The organism is Paraburkholderia hospita, from assembly GCF_002902965.1.
Classification (GTDB): Bacteria; Pseudomonadota; Gammaproteobacteria; order Burkholderiales; family Burkholderiaceae; genus Paraburkholderia; species Paraburkholderia hospita.
On record NZ_CP026105.1, the window covers coordinates 1,177,751 to 1,200,864 of the forward strand.

The 23,114-nt window shown below is 61.9% G+C and carries 20 protein-coding genes and 1 tRNA gene; 19 read left to right on the top strand and 2 right to left on the bottom strand.

Annotated features, from left to right (window positions below):
• The first annotated feature begins 213 nt into the window (after nucleotides 1-213).
• The 4 genes from C2L64_RS05265 (at nucleotide 214) to C2L64_RS05280 (ending at nucleotide 5,565) form a co-directional block, all read left to right on the top strand.
• A complete protein-coding gene (locus C2L64_RS05265; RefSeq protein WP_007585445.1) occupies nucleotides 214-681 on the top strand; it encodes a CBS domain-containing protein in 468 nt (155 codons plus the stop codon).
• A 169-nt stretch (nucleotides 682-850) separates the two neighbouring features.
• Complete coding sequence (locus tag C2L64_RS05270) at nucleotides 851-2,788, top strand: MFS transporter (protein ID WP_090835379.1); 1,938 nt, start codon at nucleotides 851-853, stop codon at nucleotides 2,786-2,788.
• 142 nt (nucleotides 2,789-2,930) lie between these two features.
• Nucleotides 2,931-4,031 (top strand): chorismate synthase, encoded by a 1,101-nt coding sequence (gene aroC / locus C2L64_RS05275; protein WP_090835382.1) that lies wholly within the window; start codon nucleotides 2,931-2,933, stop codon nucleotides 4,029-4,031.
• Nucleotides 4,032-4,101: 70 nt separating this feature from the next.
• Nucleotides 4,102-5,565 carry a tetratricopeptide repeat protein gene (locus tag C2L64_RS05280; protein ID WP_090835383.1) on the top strand — a complete coding sequence of 488 codons (1,464 nt, stop codon included), beginning with the start codon at nucleotides 4,102-4,104 and terminating at the stop codon, nucleotides 5,563-5,565.
• Between the two features lie 78 nt (nucleotides 5,566-5,643).
• Here the strand turns inward: C2L64_RS05280 and C2L64_RS05285 are convergent, their stop codons facing one another.
• Nucleotides 5,644-7,317 carry an electron transfer flavoprotein-ubiquinone oxidoreductase gene (locus tag C2L64_RS05285; protein ID WP_090835386.1) on the bottom strand — a complete coding sequence of 558 codons (1,674 nt, stop codon included), beginning with the start codon at nucleotides 7,315-7,317 and terminating at the stop codon, nucleotides 5,644-5,646.
• A 187-nt stretch (nucleotides 7,318-7,504) separates the two neighbouring features.
• Here C2L64_RS05285 and C2L64_RS05290 point away from each other — a divergent pair, with 187 nt between their 5' ends.
• Complete coding sequence (locus C2L64_RS05290) at nucleotides 7,505-8,278, top strand: SDR family oxidoreductase (protein ID WP_007585451.1); 774 nt, start codon at nucleotides 7,505-7,507, stop codon at nucleotides 8,276-8,278.
• A 206-nt stretch (nucleotides 8,279-8,484) separates the two neighbouring features.
• Entirely contained in the window at nucleotides 8,485-8,913 is a 429-nt protein-coding gene (locus tag C2L64_RS05295) for an acyl-CoA thioesterase (RefSeq protein WP_090835387.1), read from the top strand.
• A 76-nt stretch (nucleotides 8,914-8,989) separates the two neighbouring features.
• Here C2L64_RS05295 and C2L64_RS05300 read toward each other — a convergent pair whose 3' ends face one another.
• Complete coding sequence (locus C2L64_RS05300; protein ID WP_007585455.1) at nucleotides 8,990-9,535, bottom strand: PAS and helix-turn-helix domain-containing protein; 546 nt, start codon at nucleotides 9,533-9,535, stop codon at nucleotides 8,990-8,992.
• Between the two features lie 313 nt (nucleotides 9,536-9,848).
• On the opposite strand from C2L64_RS05300, the gene C2L64_RS05305 reads away from it, so the two are divergent.
• From C2L64_RS05305 to C2L64_RS05365, 13 genes are all read left to right on the top strand, one after another.
• Nucleotides 9,849-10,553 (top strand): CoA transferase subunit A, encoded by a 705-nt coding sequence (locus C2L64_RS05305; RefSeq protein WP_007585457.1) that lies wholly within the window; start codon nucleotides 9,849-9,851, stop codon nucleotides 10,551-10,553.
• Nucleotides 10,554-10,556: 3 nt separating this feature from the next.
• A complete protein-coding gene (locus tag C2L64_RS05310; RefSeq protein WP_007585459.1) occupies nucleotides 10,557-11,198 on the top strand; it encodes a CoA transferase subunit B in 642 nt (213 codons plus the stop codon).
• A 206-nt stretch (nucleotides 11,199-11,404) separates the two neighbouring features.
• Nucleotides 11,405-12,325 (top strand): alpha/beta fold hydrolase, encoded by a 921-nt coding sequence (locus C2L64_RS05315; RefSeq protein WP_090835389.1) that lies wholly within the window; start codon nucleotides 11,405-11,407, stop codon nucleotides 12,323-12,325.
• Nucleotides 12,326-12,431: 106 nt separating this feature from the next.
• The gene (locus C2L64_RS05320) at nucleotides 12,432-12,785 is read left to right on the top strand and encodes a RidA family protein (protein WP_035990403.1); all 354 of its coding nucleotides are present in this window, start codon (nucleotides 12,432-12,434) and stop codon (nucleotides 12,783-12,785) included.
• Between the two features lie 61 nt (nucleotides 12,786-12,846).
• Nucleotides 12,847-15,087 (top strand): RelA/SpoT family protein, encoded by a 2,241-nt coding sequence (locus tag C2L64_RS05325; protein ID WP_079500187.1) that lies wholly within the window; start codon nucleotides 12,847-12,849, stop codon nucleotides 15,085-15,087.
• Between the two features lie 98 nt (nucleotides 15,088-15,185).
• A tRNA-Val gene (locus C2L64_RS05330) sits at nucleotides 15,186-15,262 on the top strand.
• Nucleotides 15,263-15,546: 284 nt separating this feature from the next.
• Nucleotides 15,547-17,454: a threonine--tRNA ligase gene (thrS, locus tag C2L64_RS05335; RefSeq protein WP_007585467.1), complete on the top strand. Its 1,908-nt coding sequence runs from the start codon at nucleotides 15,547-15,549 to the stop codon at nucleotides 17,452-17,454.
• Between the two features lie 48 nt (nucleotides 17,455-17,502).
• Nucleotides 17,503-18,027, top strand: a complete 525-nt coding sequence (gene infC / locus C2L64_RS05340; RefSeq protein ID WP_079482295.1) for a translation initiation factor IF-3 — start codon at nucleotides 17,503-17,505, stop codon at nucleotides 18,025-18,027.
• A 251-nt stretch (nucleotides 18,028-18,278) separates the two neighbouring features.
• Nucleotides 18,279-18,476 carry a 50S ribosomal protein L35 gene (gene rpmI, locus C2L64_RS05345; protein ID WP_006052501.1) on the top strand — a complete coding sequence of 66 codons (198 nt, stop codon included), beginning with the start codon at nucleotides 18,279-18,281 and terminating at the stop codon, nucleotides 18,474-18,476.
• Nucleotides 18,477-18,505: 29 nt separating this feature from the next.
• Nucleotides 18,506-18,865, top strand: a complete 360-nt coding sequence (gene rplT, locus C2L64_RS05350; protein ID WP_007585475.1) for a 50S ribosomal protein L20 — start codon at nucleotides 18,506-18,508, stop codon at nucleotides 18,863-18,865.
• A 159-nt stretch (nucleotides 18,866-19,024) separates the two neighbouring features.
• Nucleotides 19,025-20,038 carry a phenylalanine--tRNA ligase subunit alpha gene (gene pheS / locus C2L64_RS05355; RefSeq protein WP_167449574.1) on the top strand — a complete coding sequence of 338 codons (1,014 nt, stop codon included), beginning with the start codon at nucleotides 19,025-19,027 and terminating at the stop codon, nucleotides 20,036-20,038.
• A gap of 169 nt (nucleotides 20,039-20,207) precedes the next feature.
• Nucleotides 20,208-22,640, top strand: coding sequence for a phenylalanine--tRNA ligase subunit beta (pheT, locus tag C2L64_RS05360; RefSeq protein ID WP_090835397.1), 2,433 nt, complete (start codon nucleotides 20,208-20,210; stop codon nucleotides 22,638-22,640).
• 54 nt (nucleotides 22,641-22,694) lie between these two features.
• Entirely contained in the window at nucleotides 22,695-23,105 is a 411-nt protein-coding gene (locus C2L64_RS05365; protein WP_007585478.1) for an integration host factor subunit alpha, read from the top strand.
• Nucleotides 23,106-23,114 lie beyond the last annotated feature (9 nt).

Below are 23,114 nucleotides of genomic sequence, written 5' to 3' on the forward strand. Positions count from 1 at the left end.
ACGTCTGTATGGAAATGCGGGCCGGACAGGCGGGAACGGGCCGCCCGCCGCGCCCGCCGCAGCCGCCGGCAGGCCCGCGAGCGCCGCCTGCCGAGCGTTCGCTGGCGCGCTCCCGGCGGTGGTTGTGCGCTTTCTTTTTGTGGGCCTTTCCGCTACGATCGAAAGACAGTCAGGCCTTTTTTTGCTTCAGAAGGCTTCATCAGGAGACAAATCATGCGCGTCAGCGACATTCTCAAGCTCAAGGGCAACACCCTTTTTACCGTCACGCCCGATAGCCCGCTCAATGAAGCCGTCAACACGATGGCCGAGCACGATATCGGCTCGCTCGTCGTGATGGAATATGGCGATCTGGTCGGCATGCTGACGTTCCGCGAGATCATTCTCGTGCTGAGCCGCAATGGCGGCAGCGTCGGCGGCAGCACGATCCGCAAGGTCATGGACGATCACCCGCTCACCTGCACGCCCGAAACGGATGTCAACGAAGTTCGCCGCATGATGCTCGAACATCACGTGCGTTATCTGCCCGTCATGGAAAGCCGCAAGCTGATGGGCGTAATTTCGTTCTACGACGTCGCGAAGGCGGTCGTCGAAGAGCAGGGCTTCGAGAACCGGATGCTGAAGGCCTATATCCGCGACTGGCCCGCGGAAGACGAGCCGCAGCAGGAGCAGCCGTCGCGCTGAGCGAGGCTCGGTGTCGGCTCAGTTTGCAGATGAGGCCCGCCGGCATGCCACTGTCGCATGACTGAACTATCCTCGAAGCGCGCGCGATCAGCGTGCGCTTTTTTTGTGTCCGCCAGTTCCGCAAAGCGGTTGTGAATCCGGGCAGAAACTGCCCAACATCCATCACTCAATGAACGATCGTCCGTTGTCTACCGCCCAACAGCAAAGGCGCACCGCGCGTGAACACGGTTCGCAGTTCCGGCTGTTGCGCGAGCGCCGTTTCGCGCCGTTCTTCTGGACGCAGTTCCTCGGCGCGATGAACGACAACGTGTTCAAGATCGGCTTCACGTCGCTCGTCACGTATCAGGCCGCGCGTTTCTCAGGCGTCAATGCGGATACCGCGGCCTTTCTGATTTCCGCGATCTTCATTCTGCCGTTCGTCCTGTTCTCGGCGACCTCGGGTCAGATCGCCGACAAGTACGACAAGGCGATGCTCACGCGCTTCGTGAAGACGTTCGAGATCGGCGTGATGCTGGTGGGCGGCGCGGGCTTCTGGCTGCACAACGCCGTGCTGCTGTATCTGTGCACGTTCCTGATGGGCGTCCATTCGACGGTGTTCGGCCCCGTCAAGTACGCGTATCTGCCGCAGCATCTGGACAAGTCGGAGCTGGTCGGCGGCAACGGCATGGTCGAAATGGGCACCTTCGTCGCGATTCTGTTCGGCACGATCATGGGCGGCGCGGCGGCGGGCTCGGACGCGCACGGCGCGGCGATCCTCGCGTTCGGCTGCGTGGCGATTGCGCTGATTGGACGCGTCGCGTCGGGCTTCGTGCCGCCGTCGATGCCTTCTCAACCGGACTTGCGCATCAACTGGAATCCGATCAGCGAAACCTGGCGCAATCTGAAACTGGCGCGTCAGAACCGGACGGTGTTTCTGAGCCTGCTTGGTATTTCCTGGCTGTGGTTCGTTGGCGCGACGTTCCTGTCTTCGTTCTTCCGGTTCGCGAAGGACGTGCTGTCCGCCAATCCCGATGTCGTGACCGTGCTGCTCGCAACCTTTTCGATCGGCATTGGCACCGGGTCGCTGCTGTGCGAGCGGCTGTCGAAGAAACGCATCGAAATCGGGCTCGTGCCGCTCGGCTCGATCGGCATCAGCGTGTTCGCGATCGACCTGTTCTTCGCGAGCCACGCGCTGCCGGGCGTCACGCATCTGCTGACGGTCGGCGAATTCATGGCCTTGCACGCGCACTGGCGCGTGCTCGCGGATCTGTTCCTGCTGGCGATGTTCGGCGGCTTCTACAGCGTGCCGCTCTACGCGCTGATCCAGAGCCGCAGCCAGCCGAGCCACCGCGCGCGGATCATCGCGGCGAACAATATCCTCAACTCGCTGTTCATGATCGTGTCCGCGCTGATGGCCGTCGCGCTGACGTCGGCGGGTGTCGGCATTCCGGGGTTGTTCCTCGTGACGGCGCTGCTCAACGTGGTCGTCGCGATCTATATCTATTCGCTCGTGCCCGAGTTCCTGCTGCGCTTCGTCGCGTGGTTGCTGGTCCACACGTTCTACCGGATGCGCCTCGTGCACGCGGAGCGCATTCCCGAAGAGGGCGCGGCCGTGCTGGTGTGCAATCACGTGAGCTATGTCGACGCCATTGTCATCATGGCGGAGAGCCCTCGGCCGATCCGCTTCGTGATGGATCACCGGATTTTCCGCACGCCGCTTGTCGGCTGGCTCTTCAGACACGCTAAGGCCATTCCGATCGCACCGGCGCATGAAGACCCTGAGATGCTTAAACGCGCCTATGACGCCTGCGCGAAAGCACTCGACGACGGCGATCTCGTCTGCATTTTTCCCGAAGGCAAGCTGACACGAACGGGCGACATGAATCCGTTCCGCCATGGCGTGGTGGAAATTCTGCGGCGCAAGGCCGTGCCCGTCGTACCGATGGCGCTGCGCGGGCTGTGGGGCAGTTTCTGGTCGCGCAGCACCGATGCGCGCTTTCCGCGGCCGCTCCAGAGGGGCGTGATGAGCCGTCTGACGCTGGCCGTCGGCGAGCCGCTCGAACCGGCCGACGCGACGCCGGAACGTCTGCAGCAGGTCGTCACCGATCTGCGCGGCGCCCGCAAGTGAGGCTGTGCGCCTGAGCCGTCTGGCCGAAGGCGCGACGCTTCGTCCATTCGTCCTATCACCACCGGCCGGGCCGCAGCGCGCCACGCCAGCGCGGCCGGGCTGGCATAATGACGTTCTCCCCGCATTTCTTTGGACGACGCTCATGTCCGGCAATACCCTCGGTACGCTCTTCACCGTCACGACCTTCGGCGAATCGCATGGCCCGGCCATCGGCTGTGTGATCGACGGCTGCCCGCCGGGCATGTCGCTCGTCGAAGCCGACATCCAGCTCGAACTCGACCGCCGCCGGCCAGGCACGTCGCGTCATGTGACGCAGCGCCAGGAAGAAGACAAGGTCGAGATTCTCTCGGGCGTCTTCGAGGGCAAGACGACGGGCGCGCCTATCGCGCTGCTGATCCGCAACACGGACCAGCGCAGTAAGGACTACGGCAACATCGTCGAAACGTTCCGTCCTGGCCACGCCGACTACACCTACTGGCAGAAATACGGCATTCGCGACCATCGTGGTGGCGGCCGGTCGTCGGCGCGCCTGACGGCGCCGACGGTGGCGGCGGGTGCCGTCGCGAAGAAGTGGCTGCGCGAGAAGTTCGGCGTGGAGATTCGCGGCTATATGGCGGCGCTCGGCGAGATCGACGTGCCGTTCGTCGACTGGCAATACGTGCGCGAAAATCCGTTCTTCGTGCCGAATGCGGATATCGTGCCGCAGCTCGAAACGTATATGGACGAATTGCGCAAGGACGGCGATTCGATCGGCGCGCGCATCAACGTGGTCGCATCGGGCGTGCCCGTCGGCCTTGGCGAACCGCTGTTCGACCGCCTCGACGCCGACATCGCGCACGCGATGATGGGCATCAACGCGGTGAAGGGCGTCGAGATCGGCGCGGGTTTCGAAAGCGTGCGGCAGCGTGGCTCCGTGCATGGCGACGAACTGACGCCGGAAGGCTTCGTCGGCAATCATGCGGGCGGCGTGCTCGGCGGTATTTCGACGGGGCAGGACATCACCGTGTCGATCGCCATCAAGCCGACGTCGAGCATCCGCACGCCGCGCCGTTCGATCGATAAAAACGGCCAACCCGCCGTCGTCGAAACGTTCGGGCGACACGATCCGTGCGTCGGCATTCGCGCGACGCCGATCGCCGAGGCGATGCTCGCGCTCGTGCTGATCGACCACGCGCTGCGGCACCGTGCGCAATGCGGCGACGTCACCGTCGATACGCCGAAGATCGCTGCCAGCGCGCCCTGACGTGCAACGCCATTCGGCGTAACGTCGAAGCCATTCGGCAGAGTCGCTGGTTCCTGATGGGGCGGTCCACATGAACACTATCGATCCCACCGCCGCCGATCCGCTCACGCCGCTGCGTGCGCGCACGGCCTTGCCCGACGCCGTCGCGACCGACTGGTTCGCGCTCGGCAACGCGCTGCTCCAGCGCGCGAACGGCGACAAGGCGCTGCTGCGCGAAGCCGTCGATGCGCTGATGCGGGCGCATCGGCTCGACGCGAATTGCGACGCGAGGCTATTGCACGGCATCGCGCAGACGGCCTTCATCCTGCGCGACTGGGCGCTCATCGAATCTTCCACCGCACTTCTGCTGGCGCGCGATGCCAATGATGCTAACGCGCTCGTCTGGCGCGCGGCCGCCGTCCAGGAGCGCGATGATTTCACCGAAGCGCAGCGCCTGCTGCAAGAAGCGGCGCGGGCGGCGCCCGGCAATCATGTCGTCTTGCACAAGCTCGCGTTGTGCATCAAGGAACAAGGCCGCTTCGGCGAAGCGGAAGCGCTATTGCGTCGCGTGCTTGAGCTGACGCCGGACAACGCGCACGCGCTTTTCGATCTGTCGGAACTGGAAGTGCGCGCGGGGCGTTACGCGCAAGGATGGCTCGACTATGAAGCACGCATCGCCTTCGCGCACGATTCGAACGCCGCGCGGGCGGCGCTCGCCGCCATCTGTCCGAACTGGCGCGGCGAGTCGCTGGCGGGGAAGACGCTCGTCGTCTATGGCGAGCAGGGCAACGGCGACTGCCTGTGGTCGGTGCGCTTTCTGCCGCTGCTCGCCGAGCGCGCGCAACGTGAAGGCGGCCGCGTGATTTTTGGTTACGCGGGGCCGATGCAGCATCTGTTCGAACGCATGCTGCCGGACGGCATCAAGATCGAAACGAGCCTCGACACGAAGCCCGATTACCACTGCGGGTTGATGAGCTTGCCGTTGCGTTTGGGCATCAACGATCCGTCGGTGTGGGGAAGGCCGTATCTGAGCGCCGATCCGGCGCGTGCCGAGGCGTGGCGCGAGCGCGTCGCTGGCGCCACGGCGGCGGGGAATCGCAAGGTCGGCCTTGTCTGGAACGGCAATCCCGATCACATCCGCGACAGGCGGCGCTCGGTGCCTGCGCATGAGATCGCGCGGATTCTGGATGTGCCGGGCGTGACGTTCTTCGCGATTTCACCGGAGCGCGAGCAGACGGTCGGACAATGGCGCGCGCAAGGCGTCGATATCGTCGATCTGACGCCGCAGTTCACGGCCGGGTTCGACGATGTGGCCGCGCTGCTTGTCAACCTCGACGCGCTCGTCACCATCGACAGCGGTCCCGCGCATCTGGCGGGCGCGCTCGGTGTGCCCACCTGGCTGATGCTCGATCACGTGTCCGCATGGTTCTGGGGCGAGGAGACGGAGCGTACGCCGTGGTATCAGACCGTCGAGCTGTTTCGTCAGCCGTCTGCTGGCGCGTGGGCGGCCGTGCTCGACCGCGTGCGTGCCCGACTTGAAGCGCTGACGGAGTGAGCCGGATAATTTCCGCAACGGCATGCGAAAACGCCGCTCATCGAGCGGCGTTCTGCTTTGCGGACGACGCGGTTTGCGTCACATATTCGGATAGTTCGGACCGCCGCCGCCTTCGGGCGTCACCCACACGATGTTCTGCGTCGGGTCCTTGATATCGCAGGTCTTGCAGTGGACGCAGTTTTGCGCGTTGATGACGAGGCGCTCGCTGCCGTCGTCGTTCTTCACGAACTCGTAAACAGCGGCGGGGCAGTAACGGCTTTCAGGGCCTGCATAGGTTTGCAGGTTCACCTTGACGGGCACCGACGGGTCTTTCAGCGTCAGATGCGCAGGCTGGTTCTCTTCGTGATTCGTGTTCGAGATGAACACCGACGAGAGACGGTCGAACGTGAGCTTGCCATCCGGCTTCGGATACTCGATCGGCGTGCACTGCGATGCCGGTTTCAGCATCTCGTGATCCCAATGCTGGTGGTGCAGCGTCCACGGCACGTTGCCGCCCAGCAGTTTCTGTTCGATGCCGACCATCAACGTGCCGAGATACAGGCCCTTGCTCATCCACTGCTTGAAGTTGCGTGCGCGATAGAGTTCGGTGTGCAGCCACGAAGTCTTGAACGACTCGGGATACGCGGTCAGTTCGTCGCTATGGCGGCCGGCCTGCACGGCATCGAACGCGGCGTCGGCCGCGAGCATGCCTGTTTTGATTGCCGCGTGCGAACCCTTGATCCGCGACGCGTTCAGGAAGCCTGCATCGTCGCCCACGAGGGCGCCGCCCGGGAAAGCGAGCTTCGGCAGCGACAGCAGGCCGCCCGCCGTAATCGCGCGAGCGCCATACGACACACGCTTGCCGCCTTCGAGAAACTTGCGAATTTCCGGATGCGTCTTGTAGCGCTGGAATTCCTCGAACGGCGACAGGTACGGATTCGAATAGCCCAGACCAACGACAAAGCCCACCATCACCTGGTTATTGTCGATGTGATAGAGGAAAGAGCCGCCGTAAGTCTGCGTATCGAGCGGCCAGCCTGCCGTGTGGATAACCAGACCCGGCTTGTGCTTCGCCGGATCGATTTCCCACAGTTCCTTGATGCCGATGCCGTAGACCTGCGGATCGGCGCCATCGCGCAGCTTGAATTTGTCAGACAGTTGCCGGCCGAGATGCCCGCGCGCGCCTTCGCAGAACAGCGTGTACTTCGCGTGCAGTTCCATGCCGAGCTGGAAGTTTTCGGTCGGCTCGCCGTCCTTGCCGATGCCGAGATTGCCCGTTGCGACGCCTTTGACCGAGCCATCTTCGTTGTAAAGCACTTCAGCGGCAGCAAAACCCGGAAAAATCTCGACGCCCGCCGCTTCGGCCTGTGTCCCCAGCCAGCGCGTGACGTTAGCAAGACTGATCACATAGTTGCCGTGATTCTTGAAGTTGTCCGGCAGCGCCCAGTTCGGCACCGATTTCGCCCCTGTTTCGGAGAGAAACAAAAATCGGTCCTCGGTCACTTCAACGTCCAGCGGCGCGCCTTTTTCCTTCCAGTCCGGAATCAGTTCGTTCAGCGCGCGCGGGTCCATCACGGCGCCCGAGAGGATATGCGCCCCAATTTCCGAGCCTTTTTCGAGCACGCAGACGCCGATCTCGACGCCTTTTTCCGCAGCACGCTGCTTCAGGCGAATGGCCGCCGACAGGCCCGCCGGGCCGCCGCCGACGATCACCACGTCATATTCCATCGACTCGCGCGGGCCGTATTGCTCGATCAGACTTGCGGGGGTCATTGATGCTCCTGTTACCGTTAGAATGCTTTTTTCGGGATCGTATTGTCAGCGAACGATCCCTGCGCTGCAACACAATGAGGCAAGATTAGCACGATCGTTCTATTATTGTGAACTGGGAATTACGCCATGCCCTGCGCGATGCGTGAGCATGTTATCCCGTCACATCCACGTTCCAAGGAAAACGACAATGGGCCGTTCGATCAATCTGGAAGGCAAGGTGGCGCTGATTACGGGCGCGTCGAGTGGACTCGGCAAGCGGTTTGCCATGGTGCTGTCGCAAGCGGGCGCCAAGGTCGTGCTGGCAAGCCGACGAATCGAACGCCTGAAGGAATTGCGCGCCGAGATCGAGGCGTCGGGCGGCGCGGCGCACGTCGTTTCGCTCGATGTGACCGATTACCAGAGCATCAAGTCGGCCGTCGCGCATGCCGAGACCGAGGCGGGCACGATCGATATCCTCGTCAACAACTCGGGCGTTTCGACGACGCAAAAGTTGACGGAAGTGACGCCCGCCGACTTCGAATACGTGTTCGACACGAACACGCGCGGCGCCTTCTTCGTCGCGCAGGAAGTGGCCAAGCGGATGATCATGCGCGGCGCCAATAACAAGCCGTCGTACCGGATCATCAATATTGCTTCGGTGGCGGGCTTGCGGGTGCTGCCGCAGATCGGGCTTTACTCGATGAGCAAGGCGGCCGTCGTGCACATGACGAAGGCGATGGCGCAGGAGTGGGGCCGGCACGGCATCAATGTGAACGCGATCTGCCCGGGGTACATCGATACCGAGATCAATCACCATCATTGGTCGACCGATCAGGGGCAGAAGCTGATTTCGATGCTGCCGCGGCACCGCGTCGGCAAGCCGGAAGATCTCGATGGGCTGTTGCTGCTACTCGCCGCTGACGAATCGCAATTCATCAACGGTTCGGTGATCGCCGCCGACGACGGCTTCGGCCTGTCGTGACGGGCGCGGCCCCGCTGAAGACCGCGCTTTTCGCGACGCTCAGAGCAGAAAAACGCGAAACGCGCGATCATTGACACCCTTGTGCAACGTCCGCATCGCGCGGCGCGTTGCGCAGTCGAATCTGGCCGCCGCGCCTTGCAGTGCGGCCAAAGCCGAGTGCGGCCCAGCCGTTCCGTTTCCCCGATTTAAACCGTAGAAGAAGTGCGATGAGCGATTACCACCCCGTTTTTGAGATGTCGATGCCGATCCGTTGGGGCGACATGGACGCGTTCGGCCATGTGAACAACACGGTCTATTTCCGTTACATGGAGCAGGTGCGGATTTCCTGGTTCGAGCAGCTAGGCATCGCCGGCGGCAATGGCGAAGGGCAGGGGCCCGTGATCGTCAATGCATCGATGGAATTTCTGAAGCAGCTGCACTATCCGGGCGACGTGATCGGCCGCATGACGGTCGGCGTGCCGGGGCGCAGCAGCTTCGATACGGGCTTCGAGCTGTACCGTGCGGACGATCCTGACACGTTGTATGCGCGCGGCAATGCGAAGTGCGTGTGGATCGACTATGCGGCGGGCACGTCGGTGCCGCTTCCCGATCTTCTGCGCTCGACCATCGAAAACGCTCATCTCGTGAAGGTCTGAGCACATTCCTCGCGCGTCGGCTGTCACGGCTGGCGCCGCTCCCCGCTCCCCCCGTTCCCCGATTTACAAGCGGAAGTCAGTTTCCGAGCAGGCGCTGCAACAGTTCAGTCGCGTTGCCCGTGTCATATTTGCGCATCAGCCGCGCGCGGTAGACGTCGACGGTGCGCGAACTGATGTCGAGAATCCGGCCAATCTGCTTGCTCGTTTTCCCCGTCACCAGTTGCGCGGCGATTTCGCGCTCGCGCGGCGTCAGTTCGACGGCGACGCGTCGGGTCGCGCTCAGATCCTCGAAAGTCCAGACGCCCGCTGCGTGCGGCATTGCGCGGTCGAGCGAGCGGCCCGTCACGTGGCACCAGAACAGCTCGCCGTTGGTGCGCTTCATGATGCGGTCGTCGGCGTAGCTGCCTTGCGCCGTCATGATGGGCGGAATGCGTTCACCGATGCGCTCGAACTCGTCGGGCGACGGATACAGCACCGCGAACGATTGCCCCAGCAACGATTCGCGCGAGCGGCCGAAGATCGCGGCGAGCTGGTCGTTGCAGTCTTCGATGATCCGCTCGCGCGATAGCACGAGACCGATCGGCGCGAGATGAAAAGCGGTTTGGTAATCCAGTTCGGGCATGAAATCAGCGAAGGAATGCGGTACGAATACTTATGTATTTTTGCGTATTGTGCCGCAAGGCCGCCGCATCGTACCCTTTCGGCACATCACAAGATGCGCGGTTGGCGTGCGTGAGCACTTCTTTGCAATGTTTTGCACATGTCGCGCCACCGTTCGCCGCAGATGACTAGAATGGCGTTTCGGGCCAGGCCCGCAGCGCCCCGGCAACCGGTTCAGTGTCGCGAAAGCGCGCAGGAACACGCAGCCAGTCGATATAAGAACGGCGTCGCATCGATCCGGATTTCGGGTATCCAATCAAGGAAGGGACACACTGATGAACAAAGTCTACGCAAGCGCGGCGTCCGCGCTCGAAGGCATCGTCAAGGACGGCCAGACATTCGCTGTCGGCGGCTTTGGCCTGTGCGGCATTCCCGAAGCGCTGATCGCCGCCCTGCGCGATTCGGGCGTCAAGGGCATCACCTGCATCAGCAACAACGCGGGCGTCGACGGCTTCGGCCTCGGTCTGCTGCTGGAAACACGCCAGATCAAGAAAATGATCTCGTCGTATGTGGGTGAGAACAAGGAATTCGAGCGCCAGTACCTGGCGGGCGAACTCGAACTGGAATTCACGCCGCAAGGCACGCTCGCCGAAAAGCTGCGCGCGGGCGGCTCGGGCATTCCGGCGTTCTTCACGAACACGGGCTACGGCACGATCATCGCGGACGGCAAGGAAACGCGCCAGTTCGGCGAGAACCACTACGTGCTCGAACATTCGCTGACGGCCGACGTCGCGCTCGTCAAGGCATGGAAGGCCGACAAATCGGGCAACCTGATCTACCGTCGCACCGCGCGCAACTTCAACCCGATGTGCGCGATGGCCGGCAAGATTACGGTCGTGGAAGTCGAAGAGATCGTCGAGACGGGTGAACTCGATCCGGACGCGATCCACACGCCGGGCATTTTCGTGCAGCGTATCGTGCTGAACGCGAACCCCGAAAAACGTATCGAACAACGCATCGTCCGCGCGAAAGGAGAATGAACCATGGCTTGGAATCGTGACCAGATGGCCGCGCGCGCGGCGCAGGAACTGCAGGACGGTTTTTACGTGAACCTCGGCATCGGCCTGCCGACGCTCGTCGCCAACCACGTGCCCGCGGGCATGGAAGTGTGGCTGCAATCGGAAAACGGCCTGCTCGGCATCGGCCCGTCGCCGTATGAAGACGAAGTCGACGCCGATCTCATCAACGCCGGCAAGCAGACCGTGACGACATTGCCCGGTTCGTCGATTTTCTCGTCGGCCGATTCGTTCGCGATGATTCGCGGCGGCCACATCAACCTGGCGATTCTCGGCGCGATGCAGATCAGCAAGAAGGGCGATCTGGCGAACTGGATGATCCCGGGCAAGATGATCAAGGGCATGGGCGGCGCGATGGACCTCGTCGCGGGCGTGAAGAAGGTCGTCGTGCTGATGGAACACGTCGCGAAGGGCGACCAGCACAAGATTCTCGAGGAATGCACGCTGCCGCTGACGGGCGTGGGCGTGGTCGACCGGATCATCACCGACCTCGGCGTGATCGATGTAGTCGATGGCGGCCTGAAGCTGGTCGAACTGGCCGACGGTGTCACTGTCGACGAGATCAAGGCGAAGACGGGCGCGCCGCTCGACACGAGCGCAGTGGGCTGATGTTCTTCGTCCGGCTTCACGCCGGATTGGGTTGACGTGAAGATTGACGTGAAGCGGGCGCGATGCAGGTCGTGCCCGCTTTTCATTTGGTTTTGTGCTTTTGTCCTATGCCGTTTGACCGATGAGAGATCAGGGCGAAGCGGTTTAGAATCGATCGTGTTCCGTGCGCCTTTGCACGCTGCCTTATTTCGATCGAGGGAGTTCTGATGACCGCCACGCCTGTCGCCGTTTCGCCCGCAATCAGTTCCGCCGTGCCTCGTCAACGCTACGTTCAATGCGCGAGCCCTGTGGGCCTGCATCACATCGCGTACACCGAATGGGGCGCGCCCGACAACCCGCGCGTGCTGGTCTGCGTGCATGGTCTCACGCGCTCGGGGCGTGACTTCGACCGGGTCGCGGCGGCGTTGTCGTCGGTGTATCGCGTGGTGTGTCCTGACGTGGTCGGGCGCGGCTTGTCGTCGTGGCTCGCCAATCCCGCTTATTACATGATTCCGCAGTATGTCGGCGACATGGTCACGCTCGTTGCGCGGCTCGGTGTGGAGTCGGTGGACTGGTTCGGCACATCGATGGGTGGGCTGATCGGCATGGCCTTCGCCGGGCTGAAGGACTCGCCCATTCGAAAGATGATCGTCAATGACGTCGGCCCGCATGTCGAGCCGGTCGCGCTCGAGCGTATCGGCAGTTATCTGGGGCAACCGGTATCGTTCGCCACGCAGCAGGAAGTGATCGATCATGCGGCGTTGCTCGCGCAATCGTTCGGTCCGCTGACGCCGGAAGAATGGCGCGAGATCAATTCGCCGCTCGTGCACGAGCGTGACGGCGCATGGCGCTTTCGCTACGACCCGCGCATCGCGGAGCCGTTCACGAAGACCACGCCCGAACTGACGGCGCTCGGCGAGGCGGCGCTGTGGCAGTCGTTTGCGGCGATCGAGGGGCCCGTGCTGGTCGTACGCGGCGAGCAATCGGATCTGCTGTCCCGCGAAACCGTCGCGCAGATGATCGAGAAGGGACGCAATGTATCGAGCGTTGAAATCCCCGGTGTGGGTCACGCGCCAGCCTTTCTCTCCGCTGATCAGATCGATATCGTGAAACGGTTCTTTATCGGGGACGGCGCTGACGCGTCATAATATGAGATTGGCGCGGCGTCGTTGACCGATCTTGAAGGATCGGGGTGCACGCAAAACGCATCGCCGCGCAGCGTCGTTTTTTCATTCTCAACGGACAGGACATTTCATGGCAGTCATTCGTCATCACGTCGGCAAGCGTCTTTCGGAAACCGCTGTGCACAACGGCACTGTCTATCTTGCTGGCCAGATCGCCGAGGACACCGATCAGGACATCGTCGGTCAAACGCGCGAAGTGCTGGGCCACATCGACCGTCTGCTCGGTGAAGTCAATAGTGACAAGTCGCTGCTGCTGTCGGTGCAGATCTACATTTCGGACATGGTGCATTTCGCCGGCATGAACGCGGCGTGGGACGAATGGGTCGCGCAAGGCAACACGCCGCCGCGGGCAACTGTCGAGGCGAAGCTCGCCAACCCGAAGTGCCTCGTCGAAGTGGTCGTCGTCGCTGCGCAGCGCAGCTAGGCAGGCCATCACGTTTCAAGCATTTGCCTGACCGCCCGCGTATGCCGCGGGCCGCCGCATGATGAACACCGACACCGTCACGACCGCTCCGAACCCAACGCCGTCCTTCGACGACGCACTCGCGTTCGTGCGCGAGCACGCGGGCGATGCGCGCCTGTCGTCTGGCGAGCCGCTCGCCGACCATGCTGCAGGCACGGCCGCCATCATGCGCACGCTCAACGTCGATCCGCCTGCAGTGCTGGCGGCGGCGTTGTTCTCGCTGACGCCGCATCTGGCGAACCCCGAGCAGACCATCGCCGACAATTTCGGCGAGGAAGTCGCGCAACTGGTCGGCGACGTGCGCAAGCTGCTGCGGCTCGGCACCGTGAGCATGCGCGCGGCGCAGAATGCCATGCCCGAAGCGGGCCGCGATGCGCAGGCCGCGCGCCGCGCGCAGGTGGAGGCGCTGCGCAAGATGCTGCTCGCATTCGCGCAGGACATCCGCGTCGTGCTGATCCGGCTTGCTTCGCGGCTGCAATCGTTGCGCTACTACGCTGCGGCGAAGATCACGCCTACCCCGGACGTGGCGCGCGAGACGCTCGATATCTACGCGCCGCTCGCAAACCGGCTCGGCATCTGGCAATTGAAGTGGGAACTCGAAGACCTCGCGTTACGCTTCGAGGAGCCGCAAACCTACAAGCGGATCGCGAAGCTGCTCGACGAGAAGCGCGTCGAGCGCGAAACCTATGTGGCCGAGGCGATCGCGCAGTTGCAACGGGAGCTGGCGGCCGCGCATATCAACGCCGAAGTGAGCGGCCGGCCAAAGCATATCTACAGCATCTGGCGCAAGATGCGCGGCAAGGAACTCGACTTTTCCGAGCTCTACGATGTGCGCGCGTTTCGCGTCATCGTGCCGGACATCAAGGATTGCTACACGGTGCTCGGCATCGTGCACAACCTGTGGCAGCCGGTGCCGAAGGAATTCGACGACTACATCTCACGGCCCAAGCCGAACGGCTACAAATCGCTGCACACGGTCGTGATCGGCGACGACGGCCGCGCGTTCGAAGTGCAGATCCGCACGCAGGAAATGCATCAGTTCGCCGAGTATGGCGTGGCTGCGCACTGGCGTTACAAGGAAGCGGGCACGCGCGGGTACGGCGGGCAGTTCAGCGCCAGCGAGAAGTACGACGAGAAGATCGCATGGCTGCGTCAGCTGCTTGCGTGGAAGGACGATGTGTCCGAAGGCAAGCCCGGTGAAAAGGGCGCTGCCAGACCATGGGAGCAGCTTCGCCAGGCGACGCTCGACGACGACCATATCTATACGCTCACGCCGCAGGCGCGTGTGCTTCCGCTGCCGCAAGGTGCGACGCCGCTCGATTTTGCGTATCACCTGCATAGCGAACTGGGACATCGTTGCCGCGGCGCGCGCGTCGACGGTGCGATGGTGCCGTTGAACACGCCGTTGCAGAATGGGCAGACGGTCGAGATCATCGCGGTGAAAGAGGGCGGTCCGTCGCGCGACTGGCTCAATCCGCAGCTTGGCTATCTGCAAAGTAATCGCGCGCGCCAGAAGGTGCGCGCGTGGTTCAACGCGGTCGAAGTCCAGGAGAACATCGCAACGGGGCGCGCGATGGTCGAAAAGACCTTGCAGCGCGAAGGCAAGACGTCGGTCAATCTCGATCAGCTTGCTGCGAAGCTCGGGTTCAAGTCCACCGACGATCTGTTCTCGGTGGTCGGCAAGGAAGAGTTCAGCTTGCGGCTCGTCGAGCAGGCGCTGAACGATGCGCCGCCGGCAGAGCCCGTCGTCGAAGCGCCCGAGCAGTTCGAGAAGCGCAGCAGCGGCGCGAGCGTTGCGCATGGCGCGTCGACGGGTGTGCTCGTCGTCGGCGTCGACGCGTTGCTCACGCAGCTCGCGCGTTGCTGTCGCCCAGCGCCGCCCGACGACATCGCGGGCTTCGTCACGCGCGGCAAGGGCATGTCGATACATCGCAGCGACTGCCCGACGTTCCTGCGCATGGCCGAGCGCGCGCCGGAGCGCGTGCTGCAAACGGCATGGTCCGCGGACGTGATGAGCGGGCGTGGCAAGTCGGTCTATCCCGTCGATCTCTCGATCGAAGCCACCGACCGGCAAGGTTTGCTGCGCGATATCTCCGAAGTATTCGCGCGCGAGAAGATGAACGTGGTTGGCGTAAAGACGCAGTCGCGGCGCAACGCTGCGTTCATGCAGTTCACGGTGGAAGTGTGGAGCGCGGCGCAGATCCAGCGCGCGTGCGCGATGCTGGGCGAAGTAGCGGGCGTCGTCAGGGCCACGCGCAAGTGATGATATTGGCCCTGCGCGAAGCCGGCATTTGGATTTTGATGTCGCCGCATAAAAACGCTTGCCAACTTTCTCAACGCTCCATATAATCTCGTTTCTCTAGGCTCGTAGCTCAGCTGGTTAGAGCACCACCTTGACATGGTGGGGGTCGTTGGTTCGAGTCCAATCGAGCCTACCAACGAATCTGAAACTTCGGCTTGCCGATGTTTCGCAAACGCAAGTAGCAATGAGCGCTTCGGCGTAAATGGCGAATCAAGCGAACATGGTTATGACACCGCGAACGTTGACCGGAACTGTTTCGGAGCGACGCTAGTCGAGGACCACTTTCGCCCTTGTTGTTTGCAGCAGTCTTGCAGAAATGTGAATGCGGCCCCTCGAAAGCGGGGCCGCATTTTTTTTGTCGTGCTTTTTAGTCTTTAAGTCTTGTTGCCTGTGCCGCCGGCCGGCATTACGGAGAACGCAATGGTTTCGATACGACTGCCCGATGGTTCTGTTCGACAGTACGAGCATCCCGTGACCGTCGCCGAAGTGGCGGCCTCGATCGGCCCTGGTCTCGCGAAGGCGGCGCTCGGCGGTAAGATCGACGGTGAACTGGTCGATACGTCCGCGCTGATCGATCGCGATGTCTCGCTCGCGATCGTCACGGACAAGGACGCCGATGGCCTCGACATCATTCGCCACTCGACGGCGCATTTGCTCGCGTACGCGGTGAAGGATCTCTTTCCCGAGGCGCAGGTGACGATCGGGCCGGTGATCGACAACGGCTTCTACTACGACTTCTCGTATAGCCGTCCCTTCACACCCGAAGATCTTGAGAAGATCGAAAAGCGCATGCAGGAGCTCGCGAAGAAGGACGAGCCGGTGTCGCGCCGCGTAGTGTCGCGCGATGAAGCCGTCGAGTACTTCAAGAGCATTGGTGAGAAGTACAAGGCTGAGATCATCGAATCGATTCCCGCAAGCGATGAGATCAAGCTGTACTCGCACGGCGGCTTTACGGATCTGTGCCGTGGCCCGCACGTCCCGTCGACGGGCAAGCTGAAGGTCTTCAAGCTGATGAAGCTCGCGGGCGCGTACTGGCGCGGCGACTCGAAGAACGAGCAATTGCAGCGTATCTACGGCACGGCCTGGACGAAGAAGGAAGATCAGGACGCGTATCTGCACATGCTCGAAGAGGCGGAAAAGCGCGATCACCGCAAGCTCGGCAAGCAGCTCGACCTGTTCCACATGCAGGACGAGTCACCGGGCATGGTGTTCTGGCATCCGCGCGGCTGGACGTTGTGGCAGCAGGTCGAGCAATACATGCGCCGTCGCGTGAACGACGCGGGCTACCTCGAGATCAAAACGCCGATGATCATGGACCGCTCGCTGTGGGAAGCGTCCGGTCACTGGCAGAATTATCGTGAAAACATGTTCACGACGGAGTCGGAAAAGCGCGACTACGCAATCAAGCCGATGAACTGCCCGGGTCACGTGCAGGTGTTCAATCATGGCCTGCGTTCGTACCGCGATCTGCCGCTGCGTTATGCGGAGTTTGGCTCGTGCCATCGGAACGAATCATCGGGCGCGCTGCACGGCCTGATGCGTGTGCGCGGCTTCGTCCAGGATGATGCGCATATTTTCTGTACCGAAGACCAGTTCATCAGCGAATCGATCGCGTTCAACACGCTTGCGATGAGCGTCTATAAGGATTTCGGCTTCGACAACGTTGAGATCAAGCTGTCGCTGCGCCCCGACGCGCGCGCGGGTACGGATGAAACCTGGGATCGCGCCGAGCAGGGCCTGCGTGACGCGCTGACGGCGTGCGGCGTGAACTGGGAAGAATTGCCGGGCGAGGGCGCGTTCTACGGTCCGAAGGTCGAATATCACATCAAGGATGCGCTCGGCCGTTCGTGGCAGTGCGGCACGCTGCAGCTCGACATGGTGCTCCCCGAGCGCCTCGGCGCCGAGTACGTGGCGGAGGACAATAGCCGCCGCCGCCCGATCATGCTGCACCGGGCAATCGTCGGATCAATGGAGCGTTTCCTCGGCATTCTGATCGAGCACCATGCCGGTGCAATGCCTGCCTGGCTGGCGCCGATGCAGGTTGTCGTGATGAATATCGCGGAAAGTCAGGCGGAATACGCACAATCTCTGGCCCAATCGTTGCAAAAACAAGGGGTTAGAGTGGAGGCCGATTTGCGCAACGAGAAGATTAGCTATAAAATACGCGAGCACACGCTGGAAAAGGTGCCGTATCTGCTGGTCGTCGGCGATAAAGAGCGTGATGCACAAACGGTAGCCGTGCGTGCCCGTGGCGGTGTCGATCTGGGCGTGATGTCCCTCGATGCCTTCAGCGAGCGTCTGCGCCAGGACGTGCAGTCGTTCAAGTAACCACCAGGCAGCGCGGCTCGTTTTTTTAATTTTTAGAGGAAACGTAACATCGCTACTGATAAGTCGTCGCATCGCATCAACGGTGAAATTACTGCACCCGAGGTGCGTCTGGTCGGAATCGACAACGAACCGCTCGGCATCGTAAAACTGGCTGATGCTTTCCGCCTGTCGGAACAGCAGGACGTGGATCTGGTTGAAATCGCCCCGCAAGCGGTTCCTCCCGTCTGCCGCCTGATGGACTACGGCAAGTTCAAGTACCAGGAAGCGAAGAAGCAGCACGAGGCCAAGCTCAAGCAGAAGGTCATTCAGGTCAAGGAAGTCAAATTCCGGCCGGGTACGGATGACGGTGACTACAACGTCAAGCTGCGCAATCTCGTCCGCTTCCTTGAAGATGGCGACAAGACGAAGATCACGTTGCGTTTCCGTGGCCGCGAAATGGCTCACCAGGAAATCGGCATGCGTATGCTCGAGCGTCTGCGTACCGATCTGGATGAAGTCGGTCAGGTCGAGCAGATGCCCAAGATGGAAGGCCGCCAGATGATCATGGTGCTGGCGCCGAAGAAAAAGAAGTAAGTAGACGTTCGCTGCGCATCTCAATGTGCGCGGCGCGTTTGTCGGAAAGTTAGAGTCGCGCGTCGTCGAAGGCGGCGTGTGCAAGCAGGTTTCGGAATGCGCTCGCAGTTTTACAGCGTGCGTTCTTCCTGAAAAGCAGCGGTCAGCAGTTCAGGCCGTCTGCATACCAAGTGGAGTGGGTTTCAAAGGGCGGATGAGGGCTTTCTGGGCCAACCGCACACCCATGTCCATCAAATAATGGAGTAGTTGTCATGCCGAAGATGAAGACCAAGAAGAGCGCTGCAAAGCGCTTCGTGGTTCGTCCGGGCGGTACCGTCAAGCGCGGTCAAGCCTTCAAGCGCCACATTCTTACCAAGAAGACCACCAAGAACAAGCGTCACCTGCGCGGCTCCACGGCAGTTCATGATTCCGATCTGAACTCCGTACGCGCGATGCTGCCGTTCGCCTAACCCTTAACCGACACTCATAGGAGCGAAACATGCCTCGAGTCAAACGTGGGGTTACCGCACGGGCCCGCCACAAGAAGATCATCAAACTGGCCAAGGGTTACCGCGGCCGCCGCAATAACGTCTATCGCATCGCCAAGCAGGCGGTCATGCGCGCAGGCCAATACGCCTACCGCGATCGCCGCAACAAGAAGCGTGTGTTCCGCGCACTGTGGATCACGCGTATCAACGCGGCGGTGCGTCAGCACGACATGACGTACAGCGTGTTCATCAACGGCCTGAAGAAGGCGTCGATCGAACTCGACCGCAAGGTGCTGGCCGACATGGCTGTGTTCGACAAGGCTGCTTTTGCTGCGATCGTCAAGCAGGTGAAAGCCGCCGTTGCAGCCTGAGTGCGCTGTTAGCATCTAGTACTGCGTGGTTCGTTGCAGCGAACAATCCGGTAGTCTCGGTGACGCTGCAACAAAAACGGGGCTCCTCACCGAGCCCCTTTTTTGTTGGTCGAGCCAGTTTTACTTCGATTGAATACTGACGTTGAAAAGATGGGATCAATGGATCTGGACCAGATTGTCGCCGACGCAAAAGGCGCCTTTGAACAAGCCTCAGACGTCACCACGCTCGAAAACGAGAAGGCACGCTTTCTCGGCAAGTCGGGCGCACTGACGGAACTGTTGAAGGGGCTCGGCAAGCTCGATCCCGAAACGCGCAAGACGGAAGGCGCGCGGATCAACATCGTCAAGCAGCAGGTCGAAGCCGCGCTGACGGCGCGCCGCCAGGCGCTTGCCGACGCGCTGCTGAACCAGCGTCTCGCGGCCGAAGCTATCGACGTCACCTTGCCCGGCCGCGGTGCGGGCACGGGCAGCCTGCACCCCGTTATGCACACGTGGGAGCGCGTCGAACAGATTTTCCGCACGATTGGTTTCGACGTGGCCGACGGCCCGGAGATCGAAACCGACTGGTACAACTTCACGTCGCTGAACAGCCCGGAAAACCATCCGGCGCGTTCGATGCAGGACACGTTCTACGTCGACGGCAAGGACGCCGAAGGCCGTCCGTTGCTGCTGCGCACGCACACCAGCCCGATGCAGGTCCGCTACGCGCGCACCAACACGCCGCCTATCAAGGTGATCGTGCCCGGCCGCACGTACCGCGTAGACAGTGACGCGACGCACTCGCCGATGTTCAATCAGGTCGAAGGCCTGTGGATCGACGAGAACATCAGCTTCGCCGACCTGAAGGGCGTCTACACCGACTTCCTCAAGAAATTCTTCGAGCGCGACGATATTCTCGTGCGCTTCCGTCCGTCGTACTTCCCGTTTACCGAGCCGTCAGCCGAGATCGACATGATGTTCGAGCATGGCAAGAACGCCGGTAAGTGGCTCGAAATTTCGGGCTCGGGCCAGGTTCACCCGACGGTGATCCGCAACATGGGCCTCGACCCCGAGCGCTATATCGGCTTTGCATTCGGCAGCGGCCTCGAGCGTCTGGCGATGCTGCGTTACGGCGTTCAGGACCTGCGTCTGTTCTTTGAAAACGACCTGCGCTTCCTGCGCCAGTTCGCCTGAGGCGAGCCTAAGCGTAGAGCGTGAGCCAACAGGCTTTAAGCACGCGACGAGAGCGGCATGGCATTCGGCAACCTGAGTGCCACGCTGCAAACAGCGCCTCCAGCTTGGTGCCGACATTGTCGACATACTGGCCGGATGCGGACACAACCTGTTTAGAACGTACAGAACCATGCAATTCCCGGAATCCTGGCTCAGAACCTTTGTCGATCCGCAACTGACGACGGACGAACTGTCGCACGCCCTGACGATGGCCGGTCTCGAAGTGGAAGACCTGCGTCCCGCTGCGCCGCCGACGTCGAAGATCGTGGTGGGCCGCGTGCTCGAAGTCGTCAAGCACCCGGACGCGGACAAGCTCAACGTGTGTCAGGTCGACGCCGGCACGGGCGCGACGCTGAACATCGTGTGCGGCGCGCCGAACGTGTCGCCCGGCATCAAGGTGCCCGTCGCATTGGTGGGCGCGCAACTGCCGCCTGCCGAAGAGGGCGGCGCGCCGTTTGAGATCAAGCTCTCGAAGCTGCGCGGCGTGCAAAGCGAAGGCATGCTGTGCTCGGCGCGCGAGCTGAAGCTGTCCGAAGATCATAGCGGCCTCTTGATCCTGCCGGAAGATACGCCGATCGGCCAGGATATCCGAGAAACGCTGAACCTCGACGACACCGTGTTCGAAATCAAGCTGACGCCGAACAAGGCCGATTGCCTGTCGGTGTTCGGCGTCGCGCGCGAGACGGCTGCGATCACGGGTGCGCCGCTGCGTCCGCTCGACATCAAGCCCGTCGAAGTCAAGCTCAATGAAACGCTGCCCGTGAAGATTTCGGCGCCAGACCTGTGCGGCCGTTTCTCGGGCCGTGTCATTCGTGGCGTGAACGCGCGCGCAAAGTCGCCGGCGTGGATGGTCGAGCGTCTCGAACGTTCCGGTCAACGAAGCATTTCGGCGCTGGTCGACATTTCGAACTATGTGATGCTCGAACTCGGCCGTCCGTCGCACGTGTTCGATCTGGACAAGATTCACGGCAGCATGGACGTGCGCTGGGGCAAGCTCGGCGAGTCGCTGAAGCTGCTGAACGGCAACACCGTCGAAGTGGATGAAACGGTCGGCGTGATCGCCGACGATCACCACATCGAAAGCCTCGCGGGCATCATGGGCGGCGACAGCACGGCCGTCACGCTCGATACGACCCACATCTATCTCGAAGCCGCGTTCTGGTGGCCCGATAGCATCCGTGGCCGTTCGCGCCGTTATAACTTCTCGACGGACGCGGGCCATCGCTTCGAACGGGGCGTCGACTATTCGACAACCGTCGACCATATCGAACGGATCACGCAGCTGATTCTCGACATCTGCGGCGGCGAGGCCGGTCCCGTCGACGATCAGATCGTCAACGTGCCGAAGCGTGCGCCCGTGAAGATGCGCGTCGCGCGCGCGAACCGCATCATCGGCGTGGCGATCAGCGCTGACGAGATCGCGCAGATCTTCACGCGCCTTGGCCTGCCGTTCGAGCGCGAAGGCGATGACTTCCTCGTGACGCCGCCGCCGTATCGCTTCGATATCGAAATCGAAGAGGACCTGATCGAAGAAGTCGCGCGCATTTACGGCTTCGAGAAAATTCCGGCGCGTCCGCCCGTGGCGCGCAGCGAGATGCGCCGCACGCACGAAACGCAGCGCTCCATTCACATGCTGCGTCACGCGCTCGCCGCGCGCGATTACGCGGAAACGGTGAACTTCAGTTTCGTCGATACCGAATGGGAGCAGGATTTCGCGGGCAACGACAAGCCGGTGCGCCTGTTGAATCCGATCGCGAGCCAGCTGTCGGTGATGCGCACGACGCTGTTCGGCAGCCTGATCAACGTGCTGCGCCATAACCTGAACCGTCGCGCGGACCGCATTCGCGTGTTCGAAGCGGGCCGCGTGTTCCTGCAGGACGCGTCGATCAAGGCGGGTGAACTGGCCATCGAAGGCTTCGCGCAACCGAAGATGATGGGTGCGCTCGCATACGGTCCCGTCGCCGAAGAGCAGTGGGGCGCGCAAACGCGTGCCGTCGACTTCTTCGACGTGAAGGGCGATCTCGAAGCGTTGCTGGCACCTGCCGTCGCGCGCTTCGTGAAGGCTGAACATCCTGCGTTACATCCGGGACGTAGCGCGCGCATCGAACTCGATGGCCATGCGATCGGCTGGATCGGCGAACTGCATCCGCGCTGGATGCAGAAGTACGACCTGCCGCATGCGCCGATCCTGTTCGAAGTCGAAGCAGAGGCGCTGATGCAGCGCGCGCTGCCGGCCCCGACGGAAGTGTCGAAATTCCCGCCCGTGCGGCGCGATATCGCGATCGTCGTCGATCAGAAAATCGAAGTTCAGGCGCTCTTTGACGAGATGCAAAAGGCGCTTTCGGACGAGGCTTGCAAGACCATTCAAAGGGTTGCGCTTTTCGATGAATTTCGTGCAAAATCAAATACTTCCGGCGGGCTGGCAGCGCACGAGAAAAGCCTTGCGTTCCGTGTAACCTTGCAAGATACTGGTGGCACCCTTCAGGATGAAACGGTCGATCTGGCCATTCAGACTCTGGTGGATCGTCTTGCTCGAGTATATGGCGCCCGGTTGCGCGGATAACCGATAACGGCTGTTCCGCAAGTTCCGTTCTGGTTGACGCGCCATTTGACAGATATGAATGAAATGAACTCGAGTGATTTCGAAGCCCTTCTTACGGCGCAGCGTAGCGCCATGATTCGCGATATCCCTACCTCAACCGCCAGCGCGTCGGGCGAAGCGCCGACGCTCACCAAGGCTGAGCTTGCCGAGCTGCTGTTCGACAACGTCGGGCTCAACAAGCGGGAAGCGAAGGACATGGTCGAAGCGTTCTTCGAGGTAATTCGCGACGCGTTGGAGAGTGGCGACAGCGTCAAGCTGTCCGGCTTCGGCAACTTCCAGTTGCGCGACAAGCCACAGCGTCCGGGCAGAAATCCGAAAACGGGCGAGGCGATTCCTATCGCCGCGCGCCGCGTCGTGACGTTCCACGCAAGTCAAAAGCTGAAGGCGCTGGTCGAGAACGGCGCTGAAGAGAGCTTCGCGCGCTGATCGATTCGC